This window comes from Leucobacter luti, from assembly GCF_050310065.1.
In the GTDB taxonomy this organism is placed as follows: Bacteria; Actinomycetota; Actinomycetes; order Actinomycetales; family Microbacteriaceae; genus Leucobacter; species Leucobacter luti_B.
This window is the reverse complement of the sequence record NZ_CP190007.1, coordinates 2312806-2328093: the sequence shown is the minus strand read 5'-3', so window position 1 is coordinate 2328093 and position 15288 is coordinate 2312806. Positions and strand designations below refer to the sequence as shown.

Below are 15288 nucleotides of genomic sequence, written 5' to 3'. Positions count from 1 at the left end.
ATAGAATGGGTGCGCAACGACCGGAGGAGCATGGTGAAGTACATCTCGACCCGCGGCGGCATGGAGCCGGCACCGTACAGCGCGATCCTGTTGGAGGGCCTCGCCACAGACGGCGGGCTCGTCGTGCCGGAGGTGATTCCGCAGATCGATGCGGCCGTGCTCGAAGCGTGGCGCGGCCTCGACTACGCAGACCTCGCGACCGAGGTGCTGGGGCTCTACGCGACCGACATCCCGCGCGAAGACCTCGCGCGCATGTGCCGTGCCGCCTACAGTGGGGAGAAGTTCGTTTCGCCCGAGATCGTTCCGCTCACGCCGATCGACGGCGGGATCACGCTCGTCGGTCTCTCGGAGGGGCCAACGCTCGCCTTCAAGGACATGGCGATGCAGTTCCTCGGGCAGGCGCTTGAGTACGTGCTGGGCAAGCTGGACCGCACCCTCAACATCATCGGGGCAACCTCGGGAGACACAGGATCCGCGGCCGAGTACGCGCTGCGTGGCAAGGACGGGATCGCGGTGTTCATGCTCTCGCCGCAGGGTCGCATGAGCGACTTCCAGCGCGCGCAGATGTACTCGCTGGAGGATGCGAACATCCACAACATCGCGGTGGCAGGAGTCTTCGACGACTGCCAGCACCTCGTGAAGTCGCTCTCGGGCGACCTCGAGTTCAAACGCGCGAACGCGCTCGGCACCGTCAACTCGATCAACCTCGGCCGCATCAGCGCCCAGATGGTCTACTACATCTGGTCCTGGCTGCGCGCGAGCGACGCGGTCGCCCCGGGCGAGCGGGCGGGCTACGAGGTGTCGTTCACCGTGCCGTCCGGCAACTTCGGCAACATCCTCTCGGGGCACATCGCGAAGTCGATGGGCCTCCCGATCCGGCGCCTGGTGCTCGCCGCGAACGAGAACAACGTGCTCGACGAGTTCTTCCGTACCGGGATCTACGCGCCCCGCGGGGCCGCAGAGACCCACGCGACCTCGAGCCCGTCGATGGACATCTCGAAGGCGTCGAACCTCGAGCGATTCATCTTCGACCTGCTGGGGCGGGACCCGGAGCGGCTCTCCGCCGCCTGGGCCGAGCTCGCCGAGACCGGGAGGATCGACCTGCGGGCCGAGCTGCCGCGCTTCGTCGAGGAGTTCGGGTTCCAGAGCGGCACGAGCACGCACGCCGACCGCGTCGCCACGATCCGCGCGACGCACGAGGCGAGCGGCGTCGTGATCGACCCGCACACCGCAGACGGCGTGAAGGTGGCGCGCGAGCACGTCGAGGAGGGCGTGCCGATGCTCGTGCTCGAGACGGCGAAGCCCGAGAAGTTCCCCGACATCGTGTTCGAGGCGACCGGGCTGCGGCTCGGCATGCCCGAGCACCTCGCGGGGCTGCTCGAGCTGCCGCAGCGGGTCACCGAGATGGCCGACGATGAGAGCGAACTCCGCGAGTACATCGCGGCGCGCGCACTCACGTAGACGCGGCGCCCCTGACCGACGACGGAAGGAAGAGACGCGAATGTTCGGGAGGACGCGCAGAGAACGGCGGCTCGCCGAGGCCGCAATCGAGAGGCGCGCCGGCGAGGAAGTCGAGCGCGTCGTCGAGGGGCGGAAGGCGGCCGGGGCCTGGGGCGACGCATTCGGGCTGATCGCGACTCGGGCGCTGCAGGTGCTGATCGTGCTCGCGCTCACCGCCATCGTGGTGATCGGCATGCGCACACTGAGCACGGTCGTGATCCCGATCCTGCTCGCGCTCATCCTCGCAAGCACGTTTTCCCCGGTGATGCGCTGGTTGGTCTCCCATCGGGTTCCTGCCGCGCTCGCCACCGTGATCGTGCTGCTCACGATCGTGCTGCTGCTCACCGGAGTCGGCTGGTTGATCGTCTGGGCCGTGCGCGACCAGTGGGACGAACTCTCCTCGCAAGCGCAGTCCGGGTTCGACCAGGTCATCGATTGGGTGCACACCCTGCCGTTCGCCCCGAGCGACAATGAGCTCTCGGATCAGCTGGAGGAGTGGCGCGGCCAGATCACCGACTTCGTCACGAGCAGCCAGTTCGGCTCGGGTGCGATTGCCGGTGTGAGCGCGGTCACCTCGTTCATCACGGGGCTCGTGCTCATGGTCGTCGTGCTCTTCTTCTTCCTGAAGGACGGGCCGCACATCTGGCAGTTCCTGCTGCGCCCCTTCCGCGGCGAGGGGCTCGCCCGCGCCCGTCGAGCGGGAACGAAGACGGTCTCGACGCTCGGCTCCTATGTGCGTGGCACGGCGGCGGTTGCCGCGGTCGACGCGGTGGGCATCGGCGTCGGCCTGCTGATTCTCGGCGTACCGCTCGCCCTGCCGCTCTCGGTGCTCGTGTTCGTGCTCGCGTTCATCCCGATCGTGGGTGCGACCCTCGCCGGGATCCTCGCGGCGCTCGTCGCGCTCGTCGCCAACGGGCCGATCAACGCGGTGCTCGTCGTGGGCGTCGTGGTGCTCGTGAACCAGCTCGAGGGCAACTTCCTGCAGCCGGTCCTCATGGGGCGCGCGCTGAAGCTGCACTCGCTCGTCATCCTGCTCGCGTTGACCGTCGGCACCCTGCTCGGCAGCGTGCTCGGGGCGGTGCTCGCGGTGCCCATCGCGGCCGTCGCCTGGGGCATCATCCAGGTCTGGGACGGGCCCGAGTTGCCGGCGAAGTGGTTCAGGCCGCGAGCGGAAGAATTCGCGGGGGATCCGCGCCGCGCGGCGTGACACACCCGGGATGCACGCCCCGATTTTGCGGGACGCGGGGGCTTGTGTCAAGATATATGAGTTGCCAGCGCGGCGGGGGAAGATCCTGAAGCGCGAAACAGCGTCCGGCCCCATCGTATAGCGGCCTAGTACGCCGCCCTCTCACGGCGGTAACGCGGGTTCGAATCCCGCTGGGGTCACCGGAAACAGAAGAGCCTCACCTTCGGGTGAGGCTCTTTTGCGTTCCCGCCGGGTTTCGCCTGTGTCGACGCGCCGAGCCCCCCCGCCGTCCGTCCGCCTTGCCGGTTCTGCTCTCCATGTCGCAAATATCCGCGATAAAGCACACCTGGAGAGCAGAACCGGCAAGGCGGGGTGCGGGTAGGATGGGGGAGTCTGTTTCGGCACGAAGAGGAGCGCTCAGTGACCCGCACCATCAAGCTCGCAGTCATCCCAGGCGATGGCATCGGACCCGAGGTGATCGAGCAGGCGAATCGCGTGCTCGACGCGGCGCTCGAGGGCGGCGACGTCACCCTTAACCGCACGGTATTCAAGCTCGGTGCGGAGCGCTTCCTCGAGACCGGCGACACCCTCCCGGCCGAGGAGCAGGCGGCCATCGCTGAGCACGACGCGATCCTCTTCGGAGCGGTCGGCGGCGTGCCGGGCGACCCCCGCCTGAAGAGCGCGAACATCGAGCGCGGCCTCCTCCTGAAGCTCCGCTTCGACTTCGAGCACTATGCCAACGTGCGCCCGTGCACGCTCTTTCCCGGCGTCGAGTCGGCGCTCAAGAACCCGGGCGAGGTCGACTTCGTGGTCGTCCGCGAGGGCACCGAGGGGCCGTACGCCGGCAACGGCGGCCGCCTCCGCCCCGACACCCCGAACGAGGTCGCGACCGAGGTCTCGGTCAACACCGCCTTCGGCATCGAGCGCGTGGTCCGCTACGCGTTCGAGACCGCGTCGAAGCGCCCCCGCAAGAAGCTGACCTGGGTCGCGAAGACCAACGTGCTCGTGCACGCCGGCGCCACCTGGCAGCGCATCGTCGAGGCCGTGGCCGCCGAGTACCCGGACATCGCGGTCGACTACATGCACGTCGACGCGGCGACGATCCACATGGTGCAGGATCCGGCGCGCTTCGACGTGATCGTGACTGATAACCTGTTCGGTGACATCCTCACGGACCTGGCCGGCGCCATTGGCGGCGGCATCGGGCTCGCAGCCTCCGGCAACATCAATCCCGACGGCTCGTTCCCGAGCATGTTCGAGCCCGTTCACGGATCTGCGCCCGACATCGCGGGGCAGCAGAAGGCGGACCCGACCGCGGCGATCCTTTCCGCGGCGAACATGCTCGATCACCTGGGGCTCACCGCCGAGGCCGAGCGCATCCGCGGCGCCGTGCGCGCCGACCTGGCTTCTCGCGGCGAGCAGGCGGCCGCCCGCTCGACCGCCGAGGTGGGCGACGCGGTGATCGCGCAGCTCCCGAGCCGAGCGGCCTGAGCGCCGGCGGCACCACCAACTTCAACCGCGCACCACGCGCAGCACGCGCACCACGCGAGAGAGCACACCGATGACGAACCTGGAATTCCGCCACACCGAGGCCGACCGCCTGCCCGCCGAGAAGCGCGCTGAGATCTTCGCGGATCCCGGCTTCGGCAACTACTTCACCGATCACATGGTCTCGATCATGTGGACGAAGGACGCAGGCTGGCACGACGCCGAGGTGATCCCGTACGGCCCGATCCCGATGGACCCGGCCTCCTCGGTGCTGCACTACGGCCAGGAGATCTTCGAGGGGCTGAAGGCGTACCGCACGGCGGATGGCGCGATCGTCACATTCCGCCCCGAGGCGAACGCGCGCCGCATGAACGAGTCGGCCGTGCGCCTCGCGCTGCCCCAGCTCCCCGAGGAGCTGTTCGTCGAGGCGATTAGGCAGCTCGTGTCGATCGACGCGGACTGGGTGCCAAGCGGCGCGGATCAGAGCCTCTACCTCCGCCCGTTCGTGATCGCCGACGAGAGCTTCCTCGGCGTGCGCGCGGCGGAGCGCGCCCGCTTCCTCGTCATCGCGAGCCCCGCCGGCCCGTACTTCACGGGCGGCGTGAAGCCGGTGTCGATCTGGCTGTCTGAGACGCTCGCCCGCGCCGGCCACGGCGGCACGGGCGCCGCGAAGTGCGGCGGCAACTACGCGGCCTCGCTGCTCCCGCAGCAGGAGGCCGCGGATAACGGATGCCAGCAGGTGCTCTTCACGGACTCGCAGACCGAGGACACGATCGACGAGCTCGGCGGCATGAACCTCTTCCTCGTGAAGCGCGACGGCACGCTCCTCACGCCCGCCCTCAACGGCAACATCCTCGACGGGATCACCCGCCGCAGCCTGATTCAGCTCGCGAAGGATCGCGGCCACGCGGTCGAGGAGCGCGCGGTCACGGTGAGCGAATGGCGCGACGGCGTCGCCGACGGCAGCATCACCGAGGCCTTCGCCTGCGGCACGGCTGCAGTGATCACCCCGATTCGCGAGCTCAAGACCAGGGACTTCTCGATCGACTTCGGCGATGCCGCCCCCGGCGAGCTCACGATGTCGCTCCGCGAGGAGCTGACCGGGATCCAGTTCGGGCTGCGCGAGGACCGGCACGGCTGGCTCGAGACGATCGTCGAGGCGAAGGGCTAAGTCATGAAGGTCGTACGCTTCCAGGCCGAGGGCGAGATCTCGTTCGGGATCCTCGACGAGGCGGAGAATGGCGACGGGATCGAGATCGTCGAGCTGCTCGCCGACCCGATCGTCGCGGGTTTTGATACGACGGGCCGCCGCCTCCGCTTCGAGGACGTGCGCCTGCTCGCGCCCGTGATCCCACGCTCGAAGGTCGTGTGCGTCGGCAAGAACTACGCCGACCACGTCGAGGAGATGAAGGGCGTCACGGGCGGCGGCATCCCCGATGAGCCGCTCATCTTCCTGAAGCCGAACACGTCCGTGATCGGCCCGGGCGACGCGATCGTCCGGCCCGCGATCTCGGATCGGGTGGAACACGAGGGTGAGCTCGCCCTCGTCATCGGCGCCGTCGCGAAGGACGTGCCCGAGGAGGACGCGCTCAAGTACGTCTTTGGCTTCACCTGCGCGAACGACGTCACGGCCCGCGACTTGCAGCTCAAGGACGGGCAGTGGACCCGTGGCAAAGGCTTTGACACGTTCTGCCCGCTCGGGCCGGTGATCGAGACGGATCCGGATCTCGCGGACGCGCGCGTCGTGACCCGCGTGAACGGCGAGACTCGCCAGGAGGGCCGCACCTCGCAGCTCATCTTCTCGCTCGCGCGGATCGTCGCCTTCGCCTCGCAGGCGTTCACGCTGCTCCCGGGCGACGTGATCCTGACGGGCACGCCGGCCGGAGTGGGCCTGCTCGAAGCCGGCGACACGGTCGAGGTCGAGATCGAGGGAATCGGGATTCTGCGTAACCCGGTCCGGTAGTCTGGCGCTCCCAGAGTTCCAATCCGACGGGGGCCCAATGGTGGGAAGACCAAAGAAGGCTGCAGGCGACCGCCCGGACGATGCTGCGCGGGGGCCCAGTCGGCGAAGCCTACTGAAAGGCGGCGGGATCCTTGCGGCCGGGGCCGCGATTGGCGCCGGCGGGATCGCTGGAGCCCGCGCGATCATGGATTCCGGGTTTTCCGGTACTCCGTATCTTCCCGAGCGCTTCTCCATTCCGAAGCCCCGCTCCTCGCCGGGATTCGATCACCTCGTCGTCGTGATGGGGGAGAATCGCTCCTTCGACAATCTCCTCGGCTACCTGTACACCCCCGACAACCCGCCGCGCGACGGGGGCGGGTTCGCCGGGCTCGCCTACGGCGACTATTCGAACCAGGCTGCAGACGGGACAGCCGTACCCGCCCACGTGCACGCTGGGCCGACTGACCGCATCATGCAGCGCCCGGATCCGGATCCCGGCGAGGAGTACCCGCACGTCAATACCCAGCTGTTCGGGCATCTCGACCGGGAGAATCGCGGTCTCGAGGTGGCCGAGATGCGGCCGCCATTTAACTTGCCTGAGCACACGGGAAAGCCGACGATGTCGGGGTTTGTGCTCGATTACGAGGGTGAGTTCGCGCGGCTCACTGGGCGCGCGCCGACGCCGAGCGAGCGCGAGGTGATCATGGGTTCTTTCGACCCCAAGATGCTTCCCGTGCTCTCGACGCTCGCCCGCGGGTTTGGCGTGTTTGACGCCTGGCATTGCGCGGTGCCGAGCCAGACCTTCTGCAATCGCAGCTTCTTTCACGCCTCGACTTCGCACGGCTTCGTGACCAACCTCGCAGGCGGCGGCTACGACAAGTGGATCCATGCGGCCCCGACGCCGACGGTGTTTAACCGTCTCGAGGAGGCCGGTCTCGACTGGCGGATCTACTTTGACGAGTTGCAGCTGGTCTCGTTCACGGGGGTCATTCACGAGCCCGTGCTGAAGAAGTTCTGGAAGACTGAGCACTTCGCGACGATGGCAGACTTCCACAGGGACGTCGCCGAGGGCACCCTCCCGGAATACTCCTTTATCGAACCGCGGATGATCTTCAACCACAACGACTTTCACCCTCCCACGGGCAGTTTCGAGGAGGGCGCCGTCGACGGGAAAGAGGTGCTCGACGGTGCGATTTCCGATGTCCGTGCTGGTGAGGCACTGATCCACGAGATCTATACAGCGATCAGGAATTCCACTGCAGCCACAGGATCGAGCTACCTGAATACCGCGCTCCTTATCACGTTCGACGAGCACGGAGGCACCTACGACCATGTCGCGCCTCCCTCGGCGACGCCACCTGACGACTCGGGTCAGGGCGAGATGGGGTTCGCGTTCGATCGGCTCGGCTGCCGGGTGCCTGCGATCCTCGTTTCTGCGCACGTGGAGGAGGGCAGCGTGTTCCGTGAGGAGATACACCACGGCGCGCTTGCTGCAACGCTGTGCGAGCGCTTCGGCCTCGAACCGCTCACGAGGCGGGACAGCGGTGCCAGGACTCTTGCGGGCGCCTTCAACCGCGCGGTGCCGCGCCACGGATCGGACTGGCCGCAGACCTCTCCGGCGTACGTGCCGCCGAATCTCGAGGACACTGATCACCCGGCTGCTGAGCACCCGGACCGGCCGCTCAGCCCTCCGGCGAAGGGCCTCATCGGCATTCTCATTGCGCTTTACGGCGACGCCGACGAGAAGGCGCACCCGCCTCAGACGTTTGCGGAGGCGTACCGGATCCTGACGAAGTACGGCGACGGGCTGTTCGGTGCGGGGAATGAGTGATCGCGTGATCCCCCGTGGCCGACCGCAGCTTCGTCACCTTGCAACTCAACTTTTTCCTGATGGGGTACGCATGCCACACTTGAATTCCCGCACGGAGGGGAGGCGCGCGTGAACGCCACAGTACCGAAGGCGCCAAGGTTCGGCGTCGAAGAGGAGTTCCTGCTGCTCGACGCCGAGACCGGGATCCCGCGCGACGGCTCGGACGAGATCATCGCAGCGCTGCCGGAGCTCAGGGCCGAGCACGAGTTCTTCCACAGCCAGCTCGAGACGGCCACGCCCGTGTGCGACGCCGCGGAGGACGCCGAGGGCTCGCTCGTCGAGTTCCGCTCCAGCGCCGCGCGCGCCGCGGAGGATCTCGGCCTGGTGCTCGCGGGCGCAGGCCTGCCGCCGCTCGGCGGCGAAATCCCCGGCCGGATTGTGGAGAAGCCCAGGTATCTCGAGATCGACCGCACGATGCGGGGCATGGTCTCGCGGTACTACTCGACCGGCACGCACGTGCACGTCGAGGTGCCGAGCCGGGACGCGGGGATCGAGGCGATCTCGCGCATCGCGCCCTGGACGCCCGTGCTCATCGCGCTCACCGCGAACTCTCCGGTCTGGCTCGGCGACGAGACGGGATACGCCTGCTGGCGATACCTGTCGCTGCAGCAGTGGCCCTCATCGGGGTATCCGCCGGCGTTCGCCGATGCTGCCGAGTACGACCGGGTCGTCGACGGCCTCGTGAGCGCGGGCGCGCTCCTCGACCGCGCGCTCGTGAACTGGTCGATCAGGCTCTCGGAGCGCTTCCCGACGATCGAGATCCGGACCGCGGACGCGCAGCTCCGCTCTGAGGACGCCGTCGCCTACGCGATGCTGTACCGGGCGCTCGTCGCACGCGCACTGCGGGAGGCCGCGGCAGGCGCTCCGTTCGTGCCCGCCCAGCCGGACCTCCTGCGCGGCGCCTCCTGGCTCGCCGCGCGCAACGGGCTCGGGAGCGAGCTCGTCGACCCGCGCACGGGTGAGCGGGAGCCGGCGTTCGCGGTCATCGAGGCCCTGGTCGAGCACGTCGGTGACGAGCTCGCCGCTGCTGGCGACCTCGACCGCGTTCGCGCGTACGTCGCGGGCCGCCGCGCCGACGGCGGGCCGGCGAACCGCCAGCTCCTGACCTGGCGGGAGGGCGGCATCGCGGGGCTCCTCGAGCTTTACCGCAGCGCCTCCGGCTGATCCGGTCCCGGATCCTGATCCGGAGCCATTCGCAGCCAGATCGGGTACCCTCGGCGGTACCCCGGGCACGGGGGACGGCGACCGCGAGGAAGGGGGCCGGTGTGAACGACTGGCGCGCCCTGCGACACGGCGAGTCCGTGAGCGATCGCCGCAGGCAGCTCGAGCTCGCCCACGAGCACTTCATCGACTCCACCGTGCTGCTGCAGCCCGACGAGGAGAGCCACTCCGAGATCGCGAGGCTGCGCGGGGTCCGGCCCGTCGTGCTCGAATCCTGGCTGCGCAGCAGGAGAGGAACGATCGACCCGGATCGGGCCCCGGATCGGCAGGTCTTCGATCCCGACGAGCTGCTCGACGTGCGCCGCAACCACCCGCTCTCGCGTGTGCTCCCCGTGATCCAACGTCTGCTCTTCCAGGAGGCCGAGGAGGCCGGGCTGCTCGTCGCCGTGGGTGACGCCGCCGGCCGGCTGCTCTGGGTCGATGCGGACCGGACGCTTCGCGGCGGGGCCGAGGAGATGGGGTTCCGTGCCGGCGTCGACTGGTCCGAGGCGGCCGTCGGCACGAGCGCGCCGGGCAGCGCGCTCGCCCTCGACCACGCGATCCAGGTGCTCGGCGCGGAGCATTACAACCGCGCCGTCCACTCCTGGAGCTGCACCGCGGCGCCCGTGCACGACCCGACGACGGGCTCCATCGTCGGCGTCATCGACGTGACCGGGGGAGACCTCGCGGCCTCGCCGCATCTCATGCCGCTCATGGAGGCGACGCTCGCCGCCGTGGAGGCGGAGCTGCAGCTCGTATCGCTGCGCACGATGATCGAGCGGGATCGTGGACGCAGATCCGGATCCGCGCAGCCCGCGACCCCCGCGCCGGCGCCCAGGCTCGTCGTGCTCGGCCGCGATCCGGCCATCCTCGAGGGCGCGGCCGGCCCGCTCCCGCTCGCGGGGCGCCACGCGGAGATCCTGCTCGCGCTCGCGGAATCCCCGATGGGGCTCGCGGCCTCCGCGCTCGCCGAGCAGGTGTACGGCGACGCGCGCGCCGAGCAGACCCTGCGCGCCGAGGTCGTGCGCCTGCGCAAGTGGCTCGCGGCGCAGGGCGCCGGCATCGGCGTCGAATCGCGGCCCTACCGACTCGATCGCAAGCTCCGGATCGACGCCCGCGAGACGCTCGGCGCCCTCAGCCGCGGCGCGCACCGCCTCGCGCTCGCGGGGTACGAGGGGCCGGCGCTCCCCGGCTCGGAGTCGCCCGCGGCGCAGAGCCTCAGGGACGAGGTCGACGCGACGCTGCGCGAGGCCATGTTGCAGTCGGCATCCGCCGACACGCTCTTCGATTACGCACAGAACTGGGCGGCCGAGGACGCCGAGGTGTGGGAGACGCTGCTGCAGGTGCTCCCGCAGCTTAGCCCGAAGCGATCCCGTGCCGTCGCGCGGCTCGAGCAGCTCGCGCGCGAGGGCTGAGCGGGCAGGTTCCGGCGCCGCGGGATCCGGCGTATTCGAGCGGGGTCATCGTTACTCCGCAACCCGTTGCAACGTGGATGCAACGGTGGGCTCCGTAGTCTCTGGGCAACCGGATCGCCAGCAACAATCCCGGCGAAACCGGCCTCCACCAGGACAACGTAGTCAAAAGGAGTTGCCATGACTGTGTATGCATCCCCGGGCCAGGACGGCTCGCTCGTCGATTTCAAGAACAGGTACGAACACTTCATCGGGGGCCAGTGGGTGCCGCCGGTGAAGGGGCAGTACTTCGAGAACGTGACGCCCGTCACGGGACAGGCCTTCTGCGAGGTCGCGCGCGGCACCGCGGAGGACATTGAGGCGGCGCTCGACGCCGCGCACGCAGCGGCCCCTGCGTGGGGCAAGACGAGCCCCGCCGAGCGGGCCGTGATCCTGAACAAGATCGCGGATCGCATGGAGCAGAACCTCGAACTGCTCGCCGTCGCGGAGACCTGGGACAACGGCAAGGCCGTCCGAGAGACGCTGAACGCCGACATCCCGCTCGCGATCGACCACTTCCGCTACTTCGCCGGCGCGATCCGCGCGCAGGAGGGCGGGATCTCCCAGATCAACGAGGATCTCGTCGCCTACCACTTCCACGAGCCGCTCGGCGTCGTCGGGCAGATCATCCCCTGGAACTTCCCGATCCTCATGGCCGTCTGGAAGCTTGCGCCCGCGCTCGCCGCAGGCAACGCCGTCGTCATCAAGCCGGCCGAGCAAACCCCGGCCTCGATTCTGGTGCTCATGGAGCTGCTCTCCGACATCATTCCCGCGGGCGTCGTGAACGTCGTCAACGGCTTCGGCGCCGAGGCGGGCAAGCCGCTCGCGACGAACAAGCGGATCCGAAAGGTCGCCTTCACGGGTGAGACGACGACGGGGCGCCTCATCATGCAGTACGCCTCGGAGAACATCATCCCCGTGACGCTCGAGCTCGGCGGCAAGAGCCCGAACCTCTTCTTCGAGGACGTCATGGCGAAGGACGACGACTACTTCGACAAGGCCAAGGAGGGCTTCACGATGTTCGCCCTCAACCAGGGCGAGGTCTGCACGTGCCCGTCGCGCGCGCTGATCCAGGAGTCCATCGCCGACGACTTCCTCGCGGCGGTCGTCGAGCGCACGGAGCGCATCACGCGCGGCCACCCGCTCGACACCGACACGATGGTGGGTGCGCAGGCGTCGAACGACCAGTTCGAGAAGATCAAGTCGTACCTCGACATCGGCCGCCAGGAGGGCGCGAAGGTGCTCACGGGCGGCGGCGTCGAGGATCTCGGCGGCGAACTCTCGGGCGGCTTCTACATCCAGCCGACCATCTTCCGCGGCGACAACTCCATGCGGATCTTCCAGGAGGAGATCTTCGGTCCGGTCGTGTCGGCGACGACGTTCACCGACTTCGATGACGCGGTCCGGATCGCGAACGACACCCTCTACGGCCTCGGCGCGGGCGTCTGGTCGCGGAGCGGCAACACCGCGTACCGCGCGGGCCGCGCGATCGAGGCCGGCCGCGTGTGGGTGAACAACTACCACGCGTACCCCGCGCACGCGGCCTTCGGCGGCTACAAGTCGAGCGGCATCGGGCGCGAGAACCACCTCATGATGCTCGACCACTACCAGCAGACGAAGAACCTGCTCGTCAGCTACAAGGAGACGGCCGACGGCTTCTTCTAAGGGGCGCTCGCGCTTCTCGGGGCGCTTGCGCTCCTCCGGGCGCTTGCGCTCCGCGGGTGCGGGATCGATGCGGACCCCGCACCCGGAACACCAGGACAGGGAAGGAAACACAGAACATGACCACCGATACTTCAGCAGGCACGATGCGCGCGGCGAGCGTCCCGGCGTTCGGGCAGCCGCTCGATGTGGGTGAGCAGCCCGTCCCGACGCCCGGACGCGGCCAGGCGCTCGTGCGGGTGCTCACGACGGGCGTCTGCCACACGGACCTCCACGCGGTCGAGGGCGACTGGCCCGTGAAGCCGTCGCCTCCGTTTATCCCGGGCCACGAGGGCGTTGGCGTTGTCGAGGCGATCGGCGAGGGCGTCACGAACGTCGCCGTCGGCGACCTTGTCGGCAATGCCTGGCTGTGGTCGGCGTGCGGGCACTGCGAGTTCTGCCGCACTGGCTGGGAGACGCTGTGCGAGCAGCAGCAGAACGGCGGTTACTCGGTCGACGGCTCATTCGGCGAGTACATGCTCGTCGACGCGGAGTACGCGGCCGTGATCCCCGAGGGCGCCGATGTCGCCGAGGTTGCGCCGGTGCTGTGCGCGGGCGTGACCGTGTACAAGGGCCTCAAGATGACGGGCGTGCGCCCCGGCCAGTGGGTCGTGATCTCGGGCATCGGCGGGCTCGGCCACATCGCCGTGCAGTACGCGGTCGCGATGGGCATGCGCGTCGCCGCCGTCGACATCTCGCCGGAGAAACTCGAGCTCGCTCGTTCCCATGGGGCCGAGGTCGCGGTCAACGCGCTCGACGAGGACCCCGTTGAGGCGATCCAGCGCGAGACGGGCGGATCCCATGGGGTGCTCGTCACGGCCGTACATCCCTCGGCCTTCGGGCAGGCGATCGGCATGACCCGACGGGGCGGGACGATCGTGTTCAACGGTCTGCCGCCCGGTGACTTCCCTGCGCCGATCTTCGAGATCGTGCTGAAAGGCCTCACGATCCGGGGCTCGATCGTGGGCACGCGCCAGGACATGATCGAGGCGCTCGACTTCTACGCCCGCGGCCTCATCCACCCGACCATCGCCGAGCGCCCGCTCGACGACGTGAACGCGGTGCTCGACGAGATGCGCGCGGGCAAGATCGACGGCCGCGTCGTGCTGAGGCTGGCCGAGGCCTGATCATGTCCGGTGGGAAGAACATCGACGCCCGGCCGACGGTCGAGGGGGAGGAGGCGAGCCGTCTCGCCTTCACCCCCGAGGCCGTGGCCCTCATCGACCAGCTGTGGGCGATGCACGGTCCGCTCATGTTCCACCAGTCGGGCGGGTGCTGCGACGGCAGCGCGCCCATGTGCTACCAGGCGGGCGAGTTCAAGACCGGCGGACAGGACGTGCTGCTCGGCGTGCTCGAGCTCCCACCGCTCGGTGACGCGGGTGGTGGAGATCCGGCACCCAGGGAAATCGACTTCTGGATGTCCCGCGAGCAGTTCGGCGTGTGGCAGCACACCCACTTGACGATCGACGCCGTACCCGGACGCGGAAGCGGCTTCTCCCTCGAGGCACCCGAGGGGAAGCGCTTCCTCATCAGGTCCAAGCTGCTTTGACGGTGCCCGCATCCTCCGCGAGTCCCGGTCGGTGCGGGCGGGTCCAGCTGCGGGATGCGACAATGGTGAGCGATGGATCCGAACAAGCTGAATCACGAGCCAGGCGACTCCCCGAGCGACGAGAAGCCGAGGCTCATCAAGACGCGCCCACCGAGGGACGTTGCGCGCCCGCAGGTGCGCCCGCGCGCGGAGGGCTGGACCCAGCTCACGAACCCCGACGGCCGCCCCACGCTCCAGTTCGCCTCGCCGCGCGTCAAGCAGCCCGCGAAGCACCTCGCCGACATGACGCTCGCCGAGCGCGAGGCCAGGGTCGTCGAGCTGGGTTTCCCGAAGTTCCGTGCGAAGCAGCTCTCGAAGCACTACTTCGAGCACCACACCACCGACCCCGAGCAGATGACGGACCTCCCGAAGGACGCCCGCGAGGCGCTCGTCGCCGAATTCTTCCCTCCTCTCCTCACCGAGGTGAAGCGCCTCGTCACCGACGACGGCGCAACGATCAAGTTCCTGTGGCGACTCTTCGACGGCGCGCTCGTCGAGTCCGTGCTCATGCGCTACCCGGGGCGCATCACCCTCTGCGTCTCGAGCCAGTGCGGCTGCGGCATGAACTGTCCCTTCTGCGCCACGGGCCAGGCCGGCCTCACCCGCAACATGTCGACGGCCGAGATCCTTGACCAGGTCGTCCAGGCAAACCGCGTCATCGCCGAGGGCGGCCTCGGCCACATGCGCGAGGCGGGCAACGGCGCGGAGCCCGAGCGCGTCAACAACATCGTGTTCATGGGCATGGGCGAGCCGCTCGCCAACTACAAGCGCGTCATGAACGGCGTCCACCGCATGATCGACCCCTCGCCCGAGGGACTCGGCATGTCCGCCCGCGGCATCACTGTGTCGACGGTCGGTCTCGCCCCGGCGATCCGCAAGCTCGCCGACGAGGACATTCCGATCACATTTGCTCTCTCCCTTCATGCTCCCGACGACGAGCTGCGCGACGAGCTCATCCCCGTCAACAGCCGGTGGAAGGTCGAGGAGGTGCTCGACGCCGCCTACGGCTACTACGAGAAGACGGGCCGCCGCGTCTCGATCGAGTACGCGCTGATCAAGGACATGAACGACCACGGCTGGCGAGCCGACCTCCTGGCAGACAAGCTGAACGAGCGCGGCCGTGGCTGGGTCCACGTCAACCCGATCCCGCTGAACCCGACGCCCGGCTCGATCTGGACCTCCTCGACCCGCGAGGTCACCCGCGAGTTCGTCGACCGGCTCAACTCCGCCGGGATCCCGACCACGCTGCGCGACACCCGCGGCAAGGAGATCGACGGCGCGTGCGGCCAGCTCGTCGCGACCGAACAGGACCGCCGCGACGCGGAGGCGATCGCCGCAGCGACTGCCTAGGTTTCGCTGCGC

12 protein-coding genes and 1 tRNA gene are annotated in these 15288 nt (G+C 68.8%); all 13 read left to right on the top strand.

Going from position 1 to position 15288, the window contains the following annotated elements:
- Nucleotides 1-33 precede the first annotated feature (33 nt).
- The 13 genes from thrC (at nucleotide 34) to rlmN (ending at nucleotide 15276) form a co-directional block, all read left to right on the top strand.
- Nucleotides 34-1461: a threonine synthase gene (gene thrC / locus ACOPJ3_RS10610; protein ID WP_427871219.1), complete on the top strand. Its 1428-nt coding sequence runs from the start codon at nucleotides 34-36 to the stop codon at nucleotides 1459-1461.
- Nucleotides 1462-1501: 40 nt separating this feature from the next.
- Nucleotides 1502-2707: an AI-2E family transporter gene (locus tag ACOPJ3_RS10605; protein ID WP_427869133.1), complete on the top strand. Its 1206-nt coding sequence runs from the start codon at nucleotides 1502-1504 to the stop codon at nucleotides 2705-2707.
- A 106-nt stretch (nucleotides 2708-2813) separates the two neighbouring features.
- Nucleotides 2814-2886: transfer RNA gene (locus ACOPJ3_RS10600), tRNA-Glu, on the top strand.
- Nucleotides 2887-3106: 220 nt separating this feature from the next.
- Entirely contained in the window at nucleotides 3107-4177 is a 1071-nt protein-coding gene (locus tag ACOPJ3_RS10595) for a 3-isopropylmalate dehydrogenase (RefSeq protein WP_427869132.1), read from the top strand.
- Nucleotides 4178-4247: 70 nt separating this feature from the next.
- Complete coding sequence (locus tag ACOPJ3_RS10590; protein ID WP_427869131.1) at nucleotides 4248-5345, top strand: branched-chain amino acid aminotransferase; 1098 nt, start codon at nucleotides 4248-4250, stop codon at nucleotides 5343-5345.
- 3 nt (nucleotides 5346-5348) lie between these two features.
- Complete coding sequence (locus tag ACOPJ3_RS10585; protein ID WP_427869130.1) at nucleotides 5349-6137, top strand: fumarylacetoacetate hydrolase family protein; 789 nt, start codon at nucleotides 5349-5351, stop codon at nucleotides 6135-6137.
- Nucleotides 6138-6321: 184 nt separating this feature from the next.
- Nucleotides 6322-7947: an alkaline phosphatase family protein gene (locus ACOPJ3_RS10580; protein WP_427869129.1), complete on the top strand. Its 1626-nt coding sequence runs from the start codon at nucleotides 6322-6324 to the stop codon at nucleotides 7945-7947.
- A gap of 108 nt (nucleotides 7948-8055) precedes the next feature.
- Nucleotides 8056-9150, top strand: a complete 1095-nt coding sequence (locus ACOPJ3_RS10575; RefSeq protein ID WP_427869128.1) for a carboxylate-amine ligase — start codon at nucleotides 8056-8058, stop codon at nucleotides 9148-9150.
- 101 nt (nucleotides 9151-9251) lie between these two features.
- The gene (locus ACOPJ3_RS10570) at nucleotides 9252-10601 is read left to right on the top strand and encodes a hypothetical protein (protein ID WP_427869127.1); all 1350 of its coding nucleotides are present in this window, start codon (nucleotides 9252-9254) and stop codon (nucleotides 10599-10601) included.
- 177 nt (nucleotides 10602-10778) lie between these two features.
- Nucleotides 10779-12302: an acetaldehyde dehydrogenase ExaC gene (exaC, locus tag ACOPJ3_RS10565; protein ID WP_427869126.1), complete on the top strand. Its 1524-nt coding sequence runs from the start codon at nucleotides 10779-10781 to the stop codon at nucleotides 12300-12302.
- 143 nt (nucleotides 12303-12445) lie between these two features.
- Nucleotides 12446-13465: an alcohol dehydrogenase AdhP gene (gene adhP, locus ACOPJ3_RS10560; RefSeq protein ID WP_427871218.1), complete on the top strand. Its 1020-nt coding sequence runs from the start codon at nucleotides 12446-12448 to the stop codon at nucleotides 13463-13465.
- A 2-nt stretch (nucleotides 13466-13467) separates the two neighbouring features.
- Nucleotides 13468-13887 carry a DUF779 domain-containing protein gene (locus tag ACOPJ3_RS10555; protein WP_427869125.1) on the top strand — a complete coding sequence of 140 codons (420 nt, stop codon included), beginning with the start codon at nucleotides 13468-13470 and terminating at the stop codon, nucleotides 13885-13887.
- 72 nt (nucleotides 13888-13959) lie between these two features.
- Nucleotides 13960-15276: a 23S rRNA (adenine(2503)-C(2))-methyltransferase RlmN gene (gene rlmN / locus ACOPJ3_RS10550; RefSeq protein ID WP_427869124.1), complete on the top strand. Its 1317-nt coding sequence runs from the start codon at nucleotides 13960-13962 to the stop codon at nucleotides 15274-15276.
- The last annotated feature ends 12 nt before the right edge of the window (nucleotides 15277-15288 follow it).

Bases quoted from the DNA above. Each gene is read 5' to 3' on its own strand.
- adhP (WP_427871218.1), top strand. From the start codon at position 12,446: ATGCGCGCGGCGAGCGTCCCGGCGTTCGGGCAGCCGCTCGATGTGGGT.
- rlmN (WP_427869124.1), top strand. From the start codon at position 13,960: ATGGATCCGAACAAGCTGAATCACGAGCCAGGCGACTCCCCGAGCGAC.
- ACOPJ3_RS10605 (WP_427869133.1), top strand. From the start codon at position 1,502: ATGTTCGGGAGGACGCGCAGAGAACGGCGGCTCGCCGAGGCCGCAATC.
- ACOPJ3_RS10580 (WP_427869129.1), top strand. From the start codon at position 6,322: ATGGATTCCGGGTTTTCCGGTACTCCGTATCTTCCCGAGCGCTTCTCC.
- ACOPJ3_RS10585 (WP_427869130.1), top strand. From the start codon at position 5,349: ATGAAGGTCGTACGCTTCCAGGCCGAGGGCGAGATCTCGTTCGGGATC.
- exaC (WP_427869126.1), top strand. From the start codon at position 10,779: ATGACTGTGTATGCATCCCCGGGCCAGGACGGCTCGCTCGTCGATTTC.
- ACOPJ3_RS10590 (WP_427869131.1), top strand. From the start codon at position 4,248: ATGACGAACCTGGAATTCCGCCACACCGAGGCCGACCGCCTGCCCGCC.
- ACOPJ3_RS10555 (WP_427869125.1), top strand. From the start codon at position 13,468: ATGTCCGGTGGGAAGAACATCGACGCCCGGCCGACGGTCGAGGGGGAG.